The following is an 18,976-nucleotide window of genomic DNA, read 5'->3' on the forward strand; positions in this document are numbered from 1 at the left end:
ATAAGTGGGGGGCATGAGATAGACGCTGTCAAAGGGACAAGGCAGAATGAGCTGGCTTGTTCCCATTTGACGTAAGGAAATGTATGACCCAACAGAATGAGCAGCAGAGAAACCGCATGTTGAGCCTGTTGCGCGAAGGTGAGCGCCGTATGTTGGTGCAACTGGCCGGTCTGCTGCGTACCAGTGCCGATGAAATCAATGCCGAGCTGGAAAAAGAGGAGCTGCTGGCTACCCTGGAGCAACCCGTCACGGTGGAGTATCTCAACGGCGTGGTGCAACACCATCTGTTCGAGCGTCTGCACAAGGGTGACATGGTGGCGGCCCAGCGCCTGCTGAACCAGTACCAGAGCGACCTCGAGGCCATGCTGACCCAGGAGTCGGCCGAGGCGGATGCCCCGACCGAAGAGCTGAAGGCGCAAGCCTGAACGCTGCGGCAGGCCTTGCGGGCTTGTCTTCCTCCAGCACCATCATGCCAGTTGCATGATGGTGCCTAGTGTTCCCCGCTTTATTTTCCTGCCGTTTAGCCCAGTGCGTTCTGCTGTACCTGGCCCGGGATCGGGAAGACCTTGTCATAGCTCCAGTTGTAGATGAAGGCATAGACCAGGTAGAACAGCACGAAGCCCAGATCCAGCACCAGCGCCTCCATCATGCTGATTTCGAGCCACCAGGCCATCACTGGCAAGGCGACAAACAGCAATCCACCCTCGAAGCCCATGGCATGCCATACCCGTTGCCACAGCGTCTTGTGGGTGTGACCCTGATACTTGAGCAGCAGTTTGTCCACGCCGATGTTGTAGACGTAGTTCCAGACGGTGGCGAGCACCGAGAAGAACAATGCCAGCGGCCCCATATGGTTGAGTCCTACGCCAGTGATCCAGCTTGCCAGGGGGGCGGCGATCAGCAGGCCAATCAGTTCGAAGCCAATGGCATGGCGCAGGCGGTCACGGGTATTACGCATGGTCTGTCTCTCTATCTATCTGTGTCTGAGTGTCTATGGTGGCCAATTTATCGCGAATTTGTGATAGGTTCACGTTGGTATCTATCTATAAAATAGATAGGTTGGCGCGCAACCAGATCATGGCAGGAGCAACCGGATGAACCCCTCGCTGGAACAACTCAAGGCGCTGCTGGCGGCAGCAGAGACCGGCTCCTTCTCGGCGGCTGCTCGCAAGCTGGGCAAGGCGCAGTCTGTGGTCAGCACCGCTATCGCCAACCTGGAGATAGATCTCGGGTTGGAGCTGTTTGATCGCTCTGCCCGCTATCCCGTGCTGACGGAGGCGGGCACCCGCATCCATCAGGAGGCCAGTATCTTGCTGGCCCAAAGCGAGCGCTTGCAGGCGATCGCCGGTGAGCTGGCCGCAGGCGTAGAGTCGAGGCTCACCCTGGCGATTGATGATGACTCCCATCTGCCCTGGCTTGGCTCCCTGTTGGAGGAGTTCGCCACCCGCTACCCCGGCGTCGAGCTGGAGTTGCTGTTTCCGCTGATGGAGGATGTGACTGAACTGCTCAAAAGCGGCCGGGCCCAGCTTGGCATCAGCTATCAGAAGGAGCGGCCTGAGCGGGAGCTCGCCTCCTGTTCACTGGGCTCCGTCAAGATGCCGTTGGTGGTCTCCCCCGATCATCCGCTGGCCCGCAAGACGCCACTGCGAGAGAGCGACTTGCAAGGGGCCCGTCAGCTGATGGTGACGGGACGACGGGAAGGCACTGAGCGCCACCGTTTCCGCCTCTCGGCGCAGGTGTGGTGGGTGGAGGGGGATCTGGGCATTTTGGAGCTGGTCAAGCTGGGGTTGGGTTGGGCATCAGTGCCGGACTTTCTGTTGCACCGGCCGCTGGCGCGAGGGGAGGTAGTGGTGCTCAATCCGGACTTTATTGCGCTGGCTGAGCTGGCTCTGGAGCTGCAATGGTATCGCGCCCGCCCGCTGGGGCAGGCGGGGAGCTGGCTCAAGGAGGCACTGCTGGCGCGAGTGCCTCGTTAGCCGACCTTACTCGGTCAGCGAGTAGGGCAGGGCTTGCAGAGCAAGGCTGGAGGCCTCCTCCTGCTTGAAACGAAAATGGGCATCGGCCTCTGTATCCTTGGGCAGCACGGCCGTGATCCACACCTGATCTGCCTGTTGCCAGACGTTGAGCACCATGCCGCTGCGTCGCCAGTTGTCACCGAGCTGGATCTCCAGGGCATCGCCACAGGCGACGGGCTCGCTGGCAGTCCCGGCCAGCACGAACAGGGCGCGATTGTTGGCCCCGCGATACTTGGCGCGGGCGACAGTCTCCTGCCCCATGTAGCAGCCCTTGGTGAAGCTGATGCCATCCAGTGCCTGCAGGTTCAACATCTGGGGTATGTACTCCCCCTGATGCACGGCTTCCAGATGGGGGATGCCAGCCTTGATATCCAGTCCCCACCAGAGTGATTCGCTACCGGCAGGCAAGTCGATTGTCAGTGGTTGCTCGCTCACCAGCAGCCAACGATCCGCTTCGATCTGCACTGCCATGCCAGCGTCGATCAGGCCGGTTTGTGACACGGCAAATCGGGCCGCCATCCACTCATCCGTGCCCTGGCCAGCCACGCCAACTGCCTGACCATGGTTCTCGGCGATCTCGACCTTGGCAAACACCGCAAACTTCTTGAGTTCGGGCAACTGACGCGCCAGCACAGAGGGCTTGGTCAGCATCAGCAGGCGATCGCTCAGGCAGAGCAGACGAAAGTCGCTCCACAGCTTGCCTTTGGCATCGCAGTGGCCGCCCAGCGTGCTTTGGCCCGGTTGCAGTGCATTGACATCGCAGGTGACCTGGCCTTGCAGATACTTGACGCGATCTGCACCGGTCAGGCTGGTGATGGCCAGATCGGTCAGGGGGAAAAGGGTTGGCTCGGCAGGAAAAACAGGCGTTTGCAGGCTCACGATGGTATTCCAGAGACAGAAAGTATGTGACCTGCATGGTAAAGACGTAAGGAATGTTTGTCAGCCGGAAAATCCAGCTGTTACCATCCTCGGGTCTTTGTAAGGAGAGTTCCATGTTGAGCCCAATTGAAAAATCCCGCCTGAAGTGGGCCTGCCGTCGTGGCATGCTCGAGCTGGATGTGATCTTTATGCCGTTCTTTGAACACGAGTTCGACAGCTTGAGTGACGAGCAGCAGCAGACCTTCATCCGTTTGCTGGAGAGCGATGACCCTGACCTGTTCAAGTGGTGCATGGGCCACGGCGCTCCTGCCGATCCCGCGTTTGCCGCCATGATCGCCCTGATCCTGGAGCGCAATCAGGCTCGCCACGATAGCCTGAGCTGATCCCGTATGCGGGTTTACATGCCCGTCATTCCCTCCCGGCAGCAGCGTGTCCTGCTGCTGATCCTGTTTCTGCTGCTGTTGTGGCCGGTTGCCAGTCTGATCCATGGTTGGCAGTGGGCACTGCTGCTCCCCTGCTGGTTGGCGGGGCTCTGGCTTGCCTGGCAGGGTGCCAGCCGTATGGCCGGTTTGCTGGAGTGGGATGGGCAGTGGCTGGTGTGGCAGGGTTATCGCTACCAGCTGGGGGAGCGCAGTCGCGTCCTGCCCGGTGTACTCTGGCTGCAACTGGTGGCAAGCGACAGGCCGGATGCCCGTCTCTGGCTCTTCTCCGACGCACTCGCACCGGAACATTACAGGGCGCTGGCCCGCGCCATCAGGCTAACGCCACCCGTCCGTTAATCATCCTGCCTGTTTCTACCCTTCTCCCTCATAGCAAATGACCCCGCCGGGGCGAGGTCATTTGGTGACTGCTAACGGATGATTACTCCCGATCCTGCGTCAGTACTGTGGGCCTGGAGTTAGGCTGCATGTCCGGGTAGTCCGGAATGTGGGGTGCAGGATCAGTCCCGCTCCGGGGTCAGCACAGTGGGTTTGGAGTCTGGCTGCATGTCTGGATAATCCAGGTTGTAGTGCAGGCCGCGTGACTCCTTGCGCTGCAGTGCGCAGTTGACGATGAGCTCGGCCACCTGCAGCAGGTTGCGCAGTTCCAGCAGGTTGTTGGAAACGCGGAAGTTGGCGTAGTACTCCTGCACTTCCTGCTTGAGCATGTCGATACGGCGCTTGGCACGGGCCAGGCGTTTGTTGGTACGCACTATCCCCACATAGTCCCACATCATCAGCCGCAGCTCATGCCAGTTGTGCTGGATAACGACCTGTTCGTCCGAATCGTCCACCTTGCTCTCATCCCAGGCGGGCAGATGGGGCGGTTCCACGCTCATGGGCAACTTGGCCATGATGTCGGCTCCCGCCTGATGGGCATAAACCACGCACTCGAGCAGGGAGTTGGAGGCCATGCGATTGGCACCGTGCAGACCCGTGTAGGTCACTTCGCCAATGGCATAGAGACCGGGAATGTCGGTCTGGCCATTGTTGTCGATCATCACGCCGCCACAGGTGTAGTGGGCCGCCGGGACTATGGGCATCGGCTCCTTGGTGATGTCGATGCCGACCGCCATGCAGCGCTCAAAGATGGTCGGGAAGTGCTTGATGATGAAATCCGCCGGCTTGTGGCTGATGTCCAGATACATGCAGTCGGCACCGAGGCGTTTCATCTCGTGGTCGATGGCGCGGGCGACTATGTCCCGCGGGGCCAGCTCGGCCCGCTCATCGAACTCCAGCATGAAGCGGCTGCCGTCGGGACGGCGCAGATAGGCACCTTCCCCGCGCAGGGCTTCGGTCAGCAGGAAGTTGGGATCATCGGGGTGGAACAGGCTGGTGGGGTGGAACTGGTTGAACTCCAGGTTCGCCACCCGGCAGCCGGCGCGCCACGCCATGGCGATACCGTCACCCGAACTCACGTCCGGGTTGGAGGTGTACTGATACACCTTGGAGGCACCGCCGGTGGCCAGCGCCACGAAGCGGGCGCGGATCACCTCGACCTGCTCGGCGTTGCGGTTCCAGACGTAGGCGCCCAGCACCTTGTTGCCCGGCAGGTTGAGCTTGCGGGTGGTGATGAGGTCGACCGCGTTGAAGCGCTCCATCAGCTGGATGTTGGGGTGGGAGCGCACCTGATCGATCAGGGTGAGCTGCACCGCCTTGCCGGTGGCATCGGCCGCGTGGAAGATGCGGCGATGGCTGTGGCCCCCTTCACGGGTCAGGTGATAGTGGGACTCGCCCTCGGCGTCCTCCTCCTGATCGAAGGGAACCCCCTGCTTGATTAGCCACTGGATGGATTCGCGGGCGTTGCGGGCGGTGAACTCCACCACGGCAGGGTCACACAACCCGGCCCCGGCGTTGAGCGTGTCGCTCACGTGGGATTCAATGCTGTCGGTTTCGTCGAAAACGGCAGCGATGCCTCCTTGCGCATAGAGAGTGGCCCCCTCACTGATGGGCCCCTTGCTCAGAACCAGGACTTTGGCCTGGTCTGCCAACCGCAACGCGAGGGACAGACCAGCGGCACCGCTGCCAATGATCAGTACATCGCAAAGGTATTCAACACTTGCTTTCATAAGTATCATTGGCCTGGATTAAGAACTGGCACCATGGTAGCCCAAGCGAGGGCGGTGATGCAGCCTGCGTCACATTTTTTTCAATGCAACCGAACTTTCCCTGATTCCTCCTGTCTGAACTTGTGCGCTTAGGAAGGGCCGGAAAAGAAAAACGATAACCTGATGGGGGTTTTACGGCTCTGATGAGCGACCAGAATCTACTGGACGAACAGCTGGTTGAACGGGTCCAGCGTGGCGATAAAAATGCATTCAACCTGTTGGTAAAAAAATACCAGCATAAAGTGGTCAACCTGGTTGCCAGGTATGTCAACAATCCGGGCGATGTGCCGGATGTGGCGCAGGAGGCGTTTATCAAAGCCTACCGGGCGTTGCCGACATTCCGTGGCGAGAGCGCGTTTTACACCTGGTTGTACCGAATCGCCGTGAATACGGCCAAAAATTATCTGACCTCTCAGGGGCGCAGGCCGCCCAGCAGTGATGTAGAGGCGGACGAGGCAGAATACTATGGTGGTGGCGAAGCCTTGCAAGAGGTTGCCACACCGGAAAACCTGGCGCTGACCGACGAGATCAAGCGTACCGTGTTTTCCGCCATAGAAGCTTTGCCTGAAGACTTGAGGACAGCCATCACCCTTCGCGAAATGGAAGGGCTGAGCTACGAAGAGATTGCCGAAATCATGGATTGTCCGGTGGGTACGGTGAGATCCCGCATCTTCCGGGCGAGGGAAGCAATCGATAAAAAGCTGAAACCTCTGATCGAGAATTAACTGGGGAAAGACAGGTTAACTATGGCAACTAAAGAGCAACTCTCGGCCCTGATGGATGGTGACTTGAGCGATGTTGAGGTTCTTGGCGAGCTGGGAATGGATCCGGCGCAGCGAGATACCTGGTCTCGTTACCACTTGATCGGTGATGCCATGCGGGGCGACCTGCCGGTCAATCTGCAACTGGATCTCAGTGACAGCATCATGGCTGCACTGGAAGACGAGCCCACCATACTGGCGCCCAAACCGGTGGAGAGCAAGCCAACTGCACCGCAGGTTCACACTGCCGCCAAGGTGGTTCCGCTGTTTCGCCGGGTCGGTCAACAGGTGGGGCAATATACCATCGCCGCGTCGGTCGCCGCTGCCGTCATCTTCGGGGTGCAGCAGTATCAGGGTCAGGACGGCATACCGACCAACCCTGTGCTCAACACCATTCCTGTCGGTGGCAGTGCTTCGCCAGTGAGTGTGCACTACCCGCAAGATGGCAACCGGGCCTCCACCCGCCAGCAAGGGTTGAGCGAGCAACAGATGCAGGAGCAGCGTGAGCGTATCAATGCCTTCCTGCGTGACCACCAGTTGCAACAGCGTCTGCTGCAAGACAAGCAGATTCAGGAATAACGCATTTTTAGGGATCAGACCGTGCGCCAGTCCAGCCGTATTTTGCTGGCCTCTCTCCTGCTGATTTGTGCCAAGGCCTCGGCCGACGATAAGTCGGCCGAGGCCTTGTTGCAGCAGATGCAGAGTGCCGTTTCGCAACAGAATTTCGAATTATCCATGGTCAAGGCCCGTCAGGGACGCCTCGAACCCATACGTTTCAGCCATGGAGTGATCGATGGCAAGGAGGTGGCTCATCTGAGCTATCTCGACGGCAAGACCATAGAGTACCTGCAGCGCCAGGATGAGTTCACCTTCTTCGAAAATACCCACGAACCCTACACCCTCAAAGGCGCCCGCTTCCCCGGTGTCTGGGCGACGCTGGTTAATATGCCGTTGTCCCGTGTGCTGGAAAGTTATGATCCCGTGCTGGCCGGCCGCAGTCGGGTAGCAGGTTTGGTGGCGCAAGTGGTCAGGCTGGTTCCCAAAGAGGCAGACAAGTATGGCTTCATGCTCTGGATCGATGAACAGAGCAGCCTCTTGCTGCGGGTGGACATGGTGGATCGGGAAGGCAATCTGGTCGAGCAGGTGCTGGGGGTGGATCTGGACAGGCTGAGCGCGCCTGCGCCCTGGTTGGTGAAGCTGGCCGGCAGCAAGCTGCCCCAGGCGCTGGCGCTGGAGGATGCCTATCCGGCGCCGCAGCAGACGCTTAACTGGCACCTGACCTGGTTGCCGGATGGTTTCAAGGTATTGTCTCAGGACAGGCATCAACTGGTGACCACCAGTTTGCCGGTCGATTACATGATGCTCTCCGATGGGCTGGTGGATCTCTCCGTCTATGTGGCTAGGGTTGATCCCAAGCAGGCGGTGCGTCAGCAGCTGATCCGCCAGGGCGCTACTTCGCTGGTGAGCTATGTCAACGATGTGGGGGTCGAGATCACTGTCGTCGGTGAAGTACCGGCCGACACCGCGAAACGTATCGCCGAGTCGGTGCAACCGTTGGCTCGTAATGAGACTGTACAGTAGTCGCCTGCACATGCTCGCTTGCCCGAGCGGGTCAGTCATGTTCAGATGGGGTCAATCTTTCCCTCGTTATTGTGGAACCGTCTTGTGAGTGAAATGAGCGAAGAGCTGGCAACCGTGGTGGCCATTGATGGACAGCATGCCTGGGTGGAGTGCGAACGGCGCTCCGCCTGCAGCAGTTGCCATCAACAATCCAACTGCGGTACCGGCACTGTTGCCAAGGCGTTTGTGATGAAGCAGCAACGACTGCGGATTGCCCTCACCGCCGAGGTGAGCGTTGGTCAGCAAGTGAGGCTCGGTATTCCCCAGGCGAGTATCCTGCTGGGTGCAGCACTGGTGTATGTATTGCCGCTGTTCTGTCTGCTGGCGGGCGCCCTGCTCGGTCAGCTCTGGTTGGTACCCTTGCTGGCGGGCGGGGAGGGGATCACCATCCTCAGTTGCCTGCTGGGTGGCGTCATCGGATTTTCACTGGTTCGTTACTTTTCCACTCGACTCGAACAGGGGGCATACGGCCCCCGCATGCTGGGTGTGGTACTCCATACCCGCAACCTCTCCTGAGCGTGCAGGCCTGTATTTCTGGTGCTCCGTCGACTAAAGATTGGCCGTCGACCGGGTTATCCAGTAAAATCCTGCCTCCATATCCGGCCCTAACCTAATTTTGAGTGATTCTTGCTCGATGAAACACATTCGTAACTTTTCGATTATTGCGCACATCGACCACGGTAAATCGACCCTGTCGGACCGTCTGATCCAGACTTGCGGCGGCCTGTCCTCCCGCGAGATGCAGGCTCAGGTGCTTGACTCCATGGACCTGGAGCGCGAGCGCGGCATTACCATCAAAGCACAGAGTGTGACCCTGAACTACCAGGCACAAGACGGTAACACCTACCAGCTGAACTTTATCGACACCCCGGGCCACGTAGATTTCTCCTACGAAGTCTCCCGCTCATTGGCGGCCTGTGAAGGGGCGCTGCTGGTGGTAGATGCCGGCCAGGGGGTTGAGGCACAGACTCTGGCCAACTGCTACACCGCCATGGAAATGGAGCTGGAAGTGGTGCCGGTGCTGAACAAGATTGACCTGCCGGCCGCAGAGCCCGAGCGGGTTGCCGAGGAGATCGAAGACATAGTCGGCATCGACGCCATCGATGCTGTCCGTTGCTCCGCCAAGACCGGCCTGGGCGTTGACCTTGTGCTGGAAGAGATAGTGGCTCGCATCCCGGCGCCGGTCGGTGATCCCGATGCACCGCTGCAAGCGCTGATCATCGACTCCTGGTTTGACTCCTATCTGGGCGTCGTCTCTCTGGTGCGGATCAAGAACGGCTCCCTCAAGAAAAACGACAAGATCAAGGTGATGAGCACCGGTCAGGTGTGGGGTGTCGATCGTATCGGTATCTTCACGCCCAAGCAGGTGGATACCCAGGGTCTGGGGTGTGGCGAGGTAGGTTGGGTCGTCTGCGGCATCAAGGACATCCACGGTGCCCCTGTGGGCGATACCCTGACTCAAGCCAAGAACGGTGCCGAAAAAGCGCTGGCGGGTTTCAAGAAGGTGAAGCCGCAGGTGTATGCGGGCCTGTTCCCCATCTCCAGCGATGACTATGAGTCGTTCCGTGATGCCCTCGACAAACTGTCCCTGAACGATGCCTCCCTGTTCTTCGAACCCGAGAGTTCCACTGCGCTGGGCTTCGGTTTCCGTTGTGGCTTCCTCGGTATGCTGCACATGGAGATCATCCAGGAGCGTCTGGAGCGGGAATACGATCTGGATCTCATCACCACGGCCCCGACCGTGGTCTACGAGATTGAGCTCAATGATGGCTCAACCATCCACATCGACAGCCCGTCCGCCATGCCTCCGGTCAACAATATCAAGGAGATGCGTGAGCCTATCGCCGAGTGCAACATTCTGTTGCCGCAGGAGTACATGGGCAACGTCATCACCCTCTGTATCGAGAAGCGTGGCGTGCAGACCAACATGGTCTATCACGGCAATCAGGTTGCACTGACCTACGAAATCCCGATGGCGGAAGTGGTGCTCGATTTCTTCGACCGCCTGAAATCCACCAGCCGTGGTTACGCCTCGCTGGATTACGGCTTCAAGCGCTTTGAAACCTCCGAGATGGTCCGTCTGGATATCATGATCAACGGTGAGCGCGTCGATGCGCTGGCCATCATCACCCACAAGGAGAACGCCCAGTATCGCGGTCGCCAGGTGGTGGAGAAGATGCGTGAGCTGATCCCGCGCCAGATGTTTGATATCGCCATTCAGGCATCCATTGGCAACCAGATCATCGCGCGCAGCACGGTCAAGGCCCTGCGTAAAGACGTGACCGCCAAGTGTTATGGCGGTGACGTGAGCCGGAAGAAAAAGCTGCTGAACAAGCAGAAAGAAGGCAAGAAGCGGATGAAGTCCCTGGGCCGTGTCGACGTACCGCAGGAAGCCTTCCTCGCAATTCTCCATGTAGGAAAGGATTAATCGATGGCAAGCACGTTTTCCCTGATCCTGGTGGTGGTCTGCGTGATCACCGGTATTATCTGGTGTCTGGACAAGATGATTTGGTCCAAGCAGCGGGCCGCCAAGATTGCCGTGGCCCGTGCCCACGGCGGTGCTCATCTGGATGAGAAAACCCTGGCCAAGGTTGCCCCCATGCCGGTCTGGATCGAACAGACCGCAGGTGTGTTTCCGGTCATTACCCTGGTGCTGATACTGCGCTCCTTCCTGTTTGAGCCGTTCCAGATCCCGTCAGGCTCCATGATGCCGACCCTGCTGGTGGGCGACTTCATCCTGGTGCAGAAGTTTGCCTATGGCCTCAAGGATCCGGTGACCAACACCCGATTCCTCGAGACCGGCGAACCCAAACGCGGCGATGTGGTGGTGTTCAAGTATCCGCTGGATACCCGGGTGGACTACATCAAGCGGGTGGTCGGCATGCCGGGGGACAGGGTCATCTATCGCAACAAGGAGCTAATGATCCGGCCCAAGTGCGAGGAGCAGGAAGGGAAAACGTGCCCGGGTTTCAAGAAGCTCGACGTCAAGTTTGAACAAAGGGGTGAATTTACCCAGATGGGGATCCCGCTTGATCGCTATACCGAGCAGCTGGGTGAGGTGTCTCACGAGACCCTGCGTAACCCGCTGATGCCCGATATGGTCGGCCGCTATTATCGCCAGCCCGGTACTTACCCCGATGAGTGGGTGGTACCGGAAGGTCAGTACTTCGTGATGGGTGACAACCGTGACAACAGTACCGACAGCCGTTTCTGGGGCTTTGTACCCGAGCAGAATCTGGTGGGCAAGGCGGTCGCTATCTGGATAAGTTTTGAATTTGAGCGTGAAGAAGGCTCCCTGCTGCCAAGCTGGGTACCGACAGGTGTGCGCTTCAACCGCATTGGCGGAATCAAGTAAATGAATATCAAAATGAACAGACTGCAGTCCCGTCTCGGGCATGTCTTTCACGATAAAGAGCTGTTGACCCGGGCGCTGACTCACCGCAGCGCCGGTTCCCGTCATAATGAGCGACTGGAATTTCTGGGTGACTCCATCCTGAGTCTGGTGATTGCCGATGCTCTGTTCCACCGCTTCCCGCAAGCGGCGGAAGGAGATCTCAGCCGGATGCGCGCCACTCTGGTGCGCGAGAAGACCCTGGCCGAACTGGGCCGGGAGTTTGACCTTGGGGATGACCTTATCCTCGGGCCAGGCGAACTCAAGAGTGGCGGTTTTCGCCGCGAATCCATTCTGGCCGACACGGTCGAGGCGGTGATCGGCGCCGTCTATCTGGATACTGATCTTGAGGCGGTGCGGGTGCTGCTGCTGAGCTGGTATGCCAGCCGTCTGGATGAGATCAAACCAGGCATAGAGCAGAAGGATCCCAAGACCCGCCTGCAGGAAATTTTGCAGGGAAGCCGCAAATCCCTGCCGACCTACACAGTGACCAACGTCAAGGGCGAGGCCCACAACCAGGAGTTCACCGTCCAGTGCGACGTGGAAGGGCTGGATGGTCCGCTGGTCGGGGTCGGCACCAGCCGTCGCAAGGCCGAACAGGCTGCGGCGCAGCAAGCATTGGAAAGACTGTCATGACTGCTATTGATGCAAGAGGCCGCGGTCTTTCAACACAACAGGCATTGGAAAAACTGTCATGACAGATACGACTTACTGCGGCTTTGTCGCCATCGTGGGCCGCCCCAACGTGGGCAAGTCCACCCTGCTCAACAAGCTGCTTGGCCAGAAGGTCAGCATCACCTCGAAGAAACCCCAGACTACCCGTCACCGGATTTTGGGGATCGACACCGAGGACAACTATCAGACCATCTATGTGGATACCCCGGGTCTGCACATTGAAGAGAAGCGGGCCATCAACCGCCTGATGAACCGCGCCGCCACCAGTTCGCTGGGGGATGTGGCCATGGTGGTGTTCGTGGTTGACGGTACCCACTGGACCAAGGATGACGAGATGGTGCTCGGCAAGTTGCGCCATCTGCCCTGTCCCGTTGTGCTGGCGGTCAACAAGATCGACAACGTCAAGGACAAGGAAGACCTGCTGCCCCACCTGGAGTGGCTGGGTCAGCAGATGAAGTTCTCCCATATCCTGCCCATCAGTGCTGAGAAGGGCACCAACGTGGAGAAGATCCGCGAGTGGTCCAAGGATCTGCTGCCAGAGAACAACTTCTTCTTCCCGGAAGATTACGTGACCGACCGCTCTTCCCGCTTCATGGCCTCCGAGATCATCCGCGAGAAGCTGATGCGTTTCACCGGTGAGGAGCTGCCTTACTCTGTGACCGTGGAGATCGAGCGCTTCAAGGTGGAAGAGAGCGGCATCTATCACATCAATGCCCTGATCCTGGTGGAGCGCGATGGCCAGAAGAAGATGGTCATCGGCAACAAGGGTGAGAAGATCAAGACCATAGGCACAGAGGCACGCATCGACATGGAACGCCTGTTCCAGAACAAGGTGTTCCTTGAGCTGTGGGTCAAGGTCAAGGCAGGCTGGGCCGATGACGAGCGCGCTCTGCGCAGTCTCGGCTATGGCGATGACTGATTGCTGAGTCCAGCCTTCGTCATCCACAGTCGGCCCTATCGGGAGACCAGTCAGCTGGTCGAGGTGTTTACCCAGGATAGCGGCCGATTTACTCTGGTGGCTCGCGGTTCTCGCGGGCCACGCTCCCCTCTGAAGGGGTTGCTTCAACCTTTTTCCCTGCTCACCATCAGCTGGCGTGGCAAGGGGGATCTCAAGAATCTCGCCCAGGTCGAATGTCCGGATCACTCATTGCGACTCGGTGGCGATCGCCTCTTCTACGGCCTCTACCTCAACGAGCTGGTCTACTACCTGCTGGAAGCCCATACCCCCTTTCCCGAGGTGTTTGACGCCTATGCCCGTGCCCTGATGGCGCTGGCAGATGGCGAGACGCCCGAGTTGCCGCTGCGCCGCTTCGAGTTCCTGCTGTTGCAGGCGCTTGGCTATGCGGTGGACTTCGAATACGCCGCCGACGACGAGGCCGCGATCCAGCCCGAGCTGCTCTACGGCTTCGAGCGCGAATTGGGCTTTGTCGCTTGCGAGCGGGCGCCGGATCCCCGTACCCTGTTTCTCGGTGCCCACCTGCTGGCCTTCGCCGAGGGGCGATTCGATACCCCTCCCTTGCTGCAGGCGGCCAAGCGTTTCAGCCGGTTGGCGCTGCAACCCTATCTGGGAAAACGCCAGTTAAAGAGCCGGGAGTTGTTTTTAAAGCGCAAAGCCAGCACACAGTGACATATGGATATCCGCGCTGGCGCCAAGGCGGCAGCCGCACAGTTAACAGATGAAGTGTTTCAAGGAGTCATCAATGAGCGAAATCTATCTGGGTGTGAACATCGATCATATCGCCACCCTGCGCAATGCCCGTGGCACCCAGTATCCGGATCCGGTACAAGCTGCCTTCGTGGCCGAGCAGGCCGGTGCCGACGGCATTACCGTCCACCTGCGGGAAGACCGCCGCCACATCACGGACCGCGATGTGGAGATACTGCGCCAGACCATACAAACCAGGATGAACCTGGAGATGGCGGTGACCGAGGAGATGATCGGCATCGCCTGTCGCATCAAGCCCCACTTCGTCTGCCTGGTGCCGGAGAAGCGTACCGAGGTAACCACAGAGGGTGGTCTGGACGTGGCTGGTCAGCTCGACAAAATCACGGATGCGGTGACTCGTCTGTCGGCCATCGGCGCCAAGGTGTCGCTGTTTATCGATGCCGACCCGCTGCAGATCGATGCGGCCGCCGACAGTGGTGCTCCCTTCATCGAGATCCACACAGGCCGTTACGCCGATGCCACCACGGATGCCGATCGCAACGCCGAGTTCAAGCGCATCGCCGCTGGCGCTTCCTATGCCGCCGGCAAGGGACTCAAGGTCAATGCAGGTCATGGTCTGCACTACCACAACGTCAAGGCCATCGCCGCCATCCCCGAGCTCTATGAGCTCAACATAGGCCACGCTATCATAGGCCGCGCCGCCTTTGACGGCCTGACCAAGGCGGTCAGCGACATGCGCCTGCTGATGCAGGAAGCCCGTCAGGGGATCTGACCGATCTGGGTTGATGAGAGATGAAAAGGGACGCTGCGGCGTCCCTTTTGTATGGCATCAGCCACAGGTTGATTGGATTTATGCCTATTTGATGGGCGTCAGCTCCAGAGTGATGAGCTCCAGTGGTGCCAGTTTGATGACCATTCCATCGCTGATTGAAGTCGGCACGGTTTTGTTGTCGCCATATAGTGGCTTGATATTAAAGCCTTTCGCCTCTGTGGTGGGCACTTCAAGCTGGCGAATAGGTTCCAGGAAGAACTGTTGAGGCTGGCTCGAAGGATTGCGCAGGGTAATGAAAGACTTTGCCGGGCTCCATGCCGCCCAGCCATAGACAGCCAGCAGGGTGGGGTCGCCGCCTATCCAGTGGCTGTCAAACAGCGCGGCCTGGTTCTGCTGTGACCAGAGCGCCGCCTTGGCCAGCAGATCCCAGTTCTCGCCGGTCAGCAGCTCGGGAGTAATGTAGAGCTCCTGCAACTGGGTGCCGGTGGCAAAGTAGCTCCAGGCCTGATCGGCAAAATCTTGTGGCGACTGCTGATCCAGATGTTTGGCCTGCTTGGCATAGACAAGCCCGTGCAGCATAAGGGAGTTGAGCGGAAACAGGGGGCCTTGCTTGACGATGGAGCGGTAGGTCTCCGCATCCCGGTAGGTGATCCACTGCTGAACCCTTGAGCCGGGGCCATAGAAGTTGATGTCATCACCACCGCGCCAGATGGAATCGGCGAAGAAGAGCCAGGAGGGAGAGGCCGTGGTGCCAGTGGTCAGGTTGATGAAGACCTCTTTATTGGCGGCGCGGGCATCCGAGATCAGGTGGATGGCGGCATCGAAGTCGCTGGTGAACCGGCTGCCCTTGATCTGCTTGTTGGCGTTGCCGGTACCATCGAACTTGAAGTGGGTGACCCCTTGCTCCTGAATGAGTGACATCACTTTCTGGTGGAAGTTTTTGTAGTAGACGGGGCCCGAGAGGGCGAACTTGCCATCGCTCAGCTCGTAGCCAAACTCGGCGGCATGGGAGACCCGCTCATCCCTCGGCTTGTTGTAGCCACCCCAGGGGGAGAACCAGATGCCGAGCTGGGCGTGATATTTTTCTGCCGCCTTTTTCAGCTTGCTGAAACCATGAGGAAAGTCCTTGCTGAATCCCCAGTTGCCCTTGCGGTCATCCCAGCCATCGTCAAACAGGAAGCCGCTCATGGGCACACCGCGTTTGGTGACCAGCTCCTCGCCAAACTGCGTGATGCGGGTGAGGGCGTCGTCTTCCGTGTAGGGGTTAAAGAAGCCGATATCGAGCCAGGAGTTGTAGTGCAGATAGGGGGCGTAGGGTCTGTCACGGGCGTCGTTGATGAACTGGTTGAAGTCACGTCTGAGCTGACCCTCGCGGAAGGTGCCGACATAGGTGCGATAGGTGAGCGGCTTGCCCTGCTCCAGCGGCAGCGCGAGCGGGATCATCTGGCTGACGCCCCCCTCGTAGGCGCGGGTGTTGACCAGCGGATTCTGCGGCGTGATGAAGAAACTGTCGCTGACGATGGGGGAGCTGTTGATGGCACCGTAGACAAAGGGCGCCTGGGAGTGGAACGGCAACATGGAGAAGCCGTTGATCCGCTTGCCATTCTTGAGGGTGTCGAGGGCGAAGTCGATGCTGGCGTAGCGCTTGTCTTTGGCCAGCCGGATCTCGCTCTTGATCAGGAAGTCGGCGTTGCTCAGCGCTATGTCAATGTGGTCCTGCTCTTTGGCAAACGTATCTACAGTGAAGTCGGCCGATGAGGTCAGCCTGTCATCCAGCCCCTTGATATCGAACAGGGTATTCGAGCGGATGACATCCCCGTTCGCCCTGTTGGTGAAGGTGATCTCCTGGAACTTGCCGGCATCCGTTTTGACGCTGATCTGGTACTGGTTGCCCTGCAGCGACATCACCTCGGCCCGGGCGAGGGCGGGCAGGGTCAGCAGGAGCAGCAGCGTCATGGCGGTACGTGCGTTCATATTTATCTCCGTATAGATGATGAATGGCGGTGTGACTGGGCGATGGGGCTTGGCGTCCTCCTGATGCTGGCGGATTTGCGGGATCTGGTGCGGGCTCACCAGGCTGGCGAGCCCGCAGACCGGTTACAGCTTGCCGTCGCTCATGCACATGCGGATCTTGGCGGTGACCACCTCCTCCATGGCGGCCATGGCGGGCACCAGATACTGGCGGGGATCGCTGGCATCCGGGTGGGCGGCGAGGAAGGCCTTCATGGCGTCGGCGAAGGCGATCTTCAGCTCGGTGGCCACGTTGACCTTGCATACCCCGAGCGAGATGCAGCGGCGAACGTCCAGGTCGGGAATGCCGGAGGCACCGTGCAGCACCAGCGGAATGGAGACCCTGTCCCCGATGGCGGCGAGGCGGTCGAAGTCGAGGCGCGGCTCCTCCTTGTAGAGGCCGTGGGCCGTGCCGATGGCCACGGCGAGGGAGTCGATGCCGGTGCGCGCCACGAACTCGGCCGCCTTGTCCGGATCGGTCAGGTGGGCGTTGGCGGCGTCCACTATCAGGTCATCCTCCTGCCCGCCGAGCTGGCCCAGCTCGGCCTCCACGCTCGCCCCCATGCGGTGGCAGAAGGTGACGACCCGCTGCACCTTGGCGACGTTCTCCTCGAATGGCAGGTGGGAAGCGTCGATCATGGCGGAGTGAATGCCGGATTCGACCTTGAAGTGGATATCCTGTTCATCCTCGTGGTGGTCCAGGTGCAGCACCAGCGGTATGCGGTACTGGTGGGCCGCCGAAGCGCAGATGGAGACCAGATACTCGACCCCCGCGTGGCGATAGGTGCCCGGCGTGGCGGCCAGGATAACGGGGGATCTCAGCTGGGCGGCGGTGCGGGCCACCACCTCGACGGTTTCCAGGTTGTGGATGTTGAAGGCCGGTACCGCGTAGCCGCGGCGCTGGGCATCCTTGAGCATTTCGTGGGACGAGATCAGATACATGAGGACTCCTTGGCGCCTTGAGTGGCGTCTTGTTCAGAGAAAGAGGCTGGGGCGCTGGCGGGAGTTATCTCCCTGCCGGCGACCCAGATATGTTGCTGGTAGAGTGCTGGTGTGAGGGCGAGCAGGTTGGCCCGTTTGCCGACGGCCAGCGAGCCGAGTTGGTCGTCAATGCCGAGCATGCGAGCGGGAGCCAGCGATGCCATCTGGATCGCTTCTGCAAGGGGCACCCCGGCCAGATGCACCATGTTGCGCACGGCCCCGAGCAGGGTGAGGGTACTGCCCGCCAGGCCGCCGGTGGCGGTACGTACCACCCCATTTTTCATCTCCACCCGGTAGTCACCGAGCAGGTAGTGGCCGTCCGGCATGCCGGCGGCGCGCATGGCATCCGTGATGAGCAGCAGGCGATCCCCGGCGCAGCGGTGGCACAGCTTGAGTACGGTAGGATGCACATGATGGCCGTCGGCGATGAGCTCCAGCCAGGCGGTGGGATGAACCAGACCGGCCCCCACCATGCCGGGTTCCCTGTGGTGCAGTCCGCGCATGCCGTTGAAACAGTGCACCAGGCCGGTCGCACCTGCCGTCAGTGCCGCCTGTGTTGTGTCGTGGCCGGCGGCGGAGTGACCCAGCATGACCCGGATGCCGGCCGCCTTGAGGTGGCAGATGGCCGCCAGGGCGTTGGCTTTCTCGGGGGCGAGGGCGACAACCTTCAGGGTGCCACGCGCCTGACACTGCAACTGCGCCAGCTCCGTCAAGTCGAGTTCCCGGAACAGGGCTGGATCGTGGGCACCCTTGTTGTCGGGGGTGAAGTAGGGCCCCTCCAGGTAGCTGCCGAGCAGCTGGGCGCCCGGCATGCCGCTCTCCATGGCATCGGCGACCCTATTCAGGGCGCGTGCTATGGCGGGTAGCTGTGCGGTGACCGTGGTGGCGAGGAAGGCACCGACCCCTTCCGCCGCCTTGGCGAGGGAAAGCCGGGCCAGCACGCCGGCTTCCTCGTCCATCACGTCGACGCCGGCCCCGCCGTGCACGTGACCATCTATGAGGGCGGGCACCAGCAACTCGACCTCCCGCACCGGATCGTCTGCCGGTATGGGGGCGATGGCGGTGATGATGCCCCCCTCATGGGTAAGCACTTGATGCTCCAGCCAACCCTGCTCGGTCAGCAGGCGACGGGCACGGATCCGTGTTGCCATCTAGATACCCTCCTCGACCCGCGCTTCGGCCCGCTCGCGCGCCAGCTCGTCCACCAGACTGGTGAGGCCGCGATGACCGCAGCACAGGGCTTGCTCGCGAAACTGGGCCGGGGTCAGCTCGCCGCGATCCATGGTCATCTCCAGCAGCAGCTGCAGATTGGTGCCGGTCACGACTTCCCGGTCTGGCTGGCGCAGCGCCAGGGTAGAGGCGACCCGAAACGGGGTGCCGCCCAGCAGATCGGTCAGAAAGACCACGCCGTCGCCACGGTCGACCCGGGCCAGCGCTGCCTCGCACTGGCTCTGCAGCAGGGCCGTGGTGGAGGACTCGGGAAAGTCGATGGCGACTACCGCCTCCTGCTCACCGAGGATCTGGATCATGGCCTGCTCCATGCCGCTGGCAAAGCCGCCATGACCGCAAATGATGATGCCCAACATAAGGTGTTCCTTTACTGCAAAGGGGGCCGGCCT

Annotated in this window: 21 protein-coding genes; 14 read left to right on the forward strand and 7 right to left on the reverse strand. The window is 60.1% G+C overall.

What is annotated here, in order from left to right:
* Positions 1 to 83 precede the first annotated feature (83 nt).
* Entirely contained in the window at positions 84 to 425 is a 342-nt protein-coding gene (locus GWQ29_RS14180) for a hypothetical protein (RefSeq protein ID WP_005318822.1), read from the forward strand.
* A gap of 95 nt (positions 426 to 520) precedes the next feature.
* Here GWQ29_RS14180 and GWQ29_RS14185 read toward each other — a convergent pair whose 3' ends face one another.
* Positions 521 to 958, reverse strand: coding sequence for a PACE efflux transporter (locus tag GWQ29_RS14185; RefSeq protein WP_021139191.1), 438 nt, complete (start codon positions 956 to 958; stop codon positions 521 to 523).
* 136 nt (positions 959 to 1,094) lie between these two features.
* On the opposite strand from GWQ29_RS14185, the gene GWQ29_RS14190 reads away from it, so the two are divergent.
* Positions 1,095 to 1,976: a LysR family transcriptional regulator gene (locus GWQ29_RS14190; protein ID WP_169047434.1), complete on the forward strand. Its 882-nt coding sequence runs from the start codon at positions 1,095 to 1,097 to the stop codon at positions 1,974 to 1,976.
* 6 nt (positions 1,977 to 1,982) lie between these two features.
* Here the strand turns inward: GWQ29_RS14190 and ygfZ are convergent, their stop codons facing one another.
* A complete protein-coding gene (gene ygfZ / locus GWQ29_RS14195; protein ID WP_275919683.1) occupies positions 1,983 to 2,894 on the reverse strand; it encodes a tRNA-modifying protein YgfZ in 912 nt (303 codons plus the stop codon).
* 113 nt (positions 2,895 to 3,007) lie between these two features.
* Here ygfZ and sdhE point away from each other — a divergent pair, with 113 nt between their 5' ends.
* Both sdhE and GWQ29_RS14205 read left to right on the forward strand, forming a co-directional pair.
* Positions 3,008 to 3,277: an FAD assembly factor SdhE gene (sdhE, locus tag GWQ29_RS14200; protein ID WP_155603074.1), complete on the forward strand. Its 270-nt coding sequence runs from the start codon at positions 3,008 to 3,010 to the stop codon at positions 3,275 to 3,277.
* Positions 3,278 to 3,295: 18 nt separating this feature from the next.
* The gene (locus GWQ29_RS14205; protein ID WP_275919684.1) at positions 3,296 to 3,673 is read left to right on the forward strand and encodes a protein YgfX; all 378 of its coding nucleotides are present in this window, start codon (positions 3,296 to 3,298) and stop codon (positions 3,671 to 3,673) included.
* Positions 3,674 to 3,834: 161 nt separating this feature from the next.
* Here the strand turns inward: GWQ29_RS14205 and nadB are convergent, their stop codons facing one another.
* On the reverse strand, positions 3,835 to 5,442 hold the full coding sequence (gene nadB, locus GWQ29_RS14210) for an L-aspartate oxidase (RefSeq protein WP_275909564.1): 1,608 nt from the start codon (positions 5,440 to 5,442) through the stop codon (positions 3,835 to 3,837).
* 182 nt (positions 5,443 to 5,624) lie between these two features.
* Here nadB and rpoE point away from each other — a divergent pair, with 182 nt between their 5' ends.
* The 10 genes from rpoE to pdxJ all read left to right on the forward strand — a co-directional run bounded on the left by rpoE (position 5,625) and on the right by pdxJ (position 14,366).
* Complete coding sequence (gene rpoE / locus GWQ29_RS14215; protein ID WP_021139196.1) at positions 5,625 to 6,206, forward strand: RNA polymerase sigma factor RpoE; 582 nt, start codon at positions 5,625 to 5,627, stop codon at positions 6,204 to 6,206.
* A gap of 21 nt (positions 6,207 to 6,227) precedes the next feature.
* Positions 6,228 to 6,821, forward strand: coding sequence for an RseA family anti-sigma factor (locus tag GWQ29_RS14220; protein WP_275919685.1), 594 nt, complete (start codon positions 6,228 to 6,230; stop codon positions 6,819 to 6,821).
* A gap of 21 nt (positions 6,822 to 6,842) precedes the next feature.
* Positions 6,843 to 7,823 carry a MucB/RseB C-terminal domain-containing protein gene (locus GWQ29_RS14225; protein WP_058395228.1) on the forward strand — a complete coding sequence of 327 codons (981 nt, stop codon included), beginning with the start codon at positions 6,843 to 6,845 and terminating at the stop codon, positions 7,821 to 7,823.
* A gap of 93 nt (positions 7,824 to 7,916) precedes the next feature.
* Positions 7,917 to 8,378: a SoxR reducing system RseC family protein gene (locus GWQ29_RS14230; protein WP_275919712.1), complete on the forward strand. Its 462-nt coding sequence runs from the start codon at positions 7,917 to 7,919 to the stop codon at positions 8,376 to 8,378.
* Positions 8,379 to 8,496: 118 nt separating this feature from the next.
* On the forward strand, positions 8,497 to 10,290 hold the full coding sequence (gene lepA / locus GWQ29_RS14235; RefSeq protein ID WP_005318848.1) for a translation elongation factor 4: 1,794 nt from the start codon (positions 8,497 to 8,499) through the stop codon (positions 10,288 to 10,290).
* A gap of 3 nt (positions 10,291 to 10,293) precedes the next feature.
* Positions 10,294 to 11,217: a signal peptidase I gene (lepB, locus tag GWQ29_RS14240; protein WP_005318850.1), complete on the forward strand. Its 924-nt coding sequence runs from the start codon at positions 10,294 to 10,296 to the stop codon at positions 11,215 to 11,217.
* Positions 11,218 to 11,889, forward strand: coding sequence for a ribonuclease III (rnc, locus tag GWQ29_RS14245; RefSeq protein WP_005318852.1), 672 nt, complete (start codon positions 11,218 to 11,220; stop codon positions 11,887 to 11,889).
* Between the two features lie 58 nt (positions 11,890 to 11,947).
* Positions 11,948 to 12,847, forward strand: coding sequence for a GTPase Era (gene era, locus GWQ29_RS14250; protein ID WP_021139199.1), 900 nt, complete (start codon positions 11,948 to 11,950; stop codon positions 12,845 to 12,847).
* On the forward strand, positions 12,848 to 13,555 hold the full coding sequence (gene recO, locus GWQ29_RS14255; protein WP_265462565.1) for a DNA repair protein RecO: 708 nt from the start codon (positions 12,848 to 12,850) through the stop codon (positions 13,553 to 13,555). It begins immediately after the preceding gene.
* 73 nt (positions 13,556 to 13,628) lie between these two features.
* Positions 13,629 to 14,366, forward strand: coding sequence for a pyridoxine 5'-phosphate synthase (gene pdxJ / locus GWQ29_RS14260; protein ID WP_021139200.1), 738 nt, complete (start codon positions 13,629 to 13,631; stop codon positions 14,364 to 14,366).
* An 84-nt stretch (positions 14,367 to 14,450) separates the two neighbouring features.
* On the opposite strand, the gene GWQ29_RS14265 is transcribed toward pdxJ, so the two are convergent.
* The 4 genes from GWQ29_RS14265 to agaF form a co-directional block, all read right to left on the reverse strand.
* Positions 14,451 to 16,340 carry an enterotoxin gene (locus GWQ29_RS14265; protein WP_275919686.1) on the reverse strand — a complete coding sequence of 630 codons (1,890 nt, stop codon included), beginning with the start codon at positions 16,338 to 16,340 and terminating at the stop codon, positions 14,451 to 14,453.
* A 123-nt stretch (positions 16,341 to 16,463) separates the two neighbouring features.
* Positions 16,464 to 17,318: a tagatose bisphosphate family class II aldolase gene (locus tag GWQ29_RS14270; RefSeq protein ID WP_275919687.1), complete on the reverse strand. Its 855-nt coding sequence runs from the start codon at positions 17,316 to 17,318 to the stop codon at positions 16,464 to 16,466.
* Complete coding sequence (gene nagA / locus GWQ29_RS14275) at positions 17,309 to 18,508, reverse strand: N-acetylglucosamine-6-phosphate deacetylase (RefSeq protein ID WP_275919688.1); 1,200 nt, start codon at positions 18,506 to 18,508, stop codon at positions 17,309 to 17,311. The genes GWQ29_RS14270 and nagA overlap by 10 nt, the downstream gene beginning before the upstream one ends.
* Positions 18,509 to 18,943 (reverse strand): PTS galactosamine/N-acetylgalactosamine transporter subunit IIA, encoded by a 435-nt coding sequence (gene agaF, locus GWQ29_RS14280; RefSeq protein ID WP_265421945.1) that lies wholly within the window; start codon positions 18,941 to 18,943, stop codon positions 18,509 to 18,511.
* Positions 18,944 to 18,976: the final 33 nt, after the last annotated feature.

This window comes from Aeromonas sp. 2HA2 (assembly GCF_029237345.1).
Classification (GTDB): domain Bacteria; phylum Pseudomonadota; class Gammaproteobacteria; order Enterobacterales; family Aeromonadaceae; genus Aeromonas; species Aeromonas salmonicida.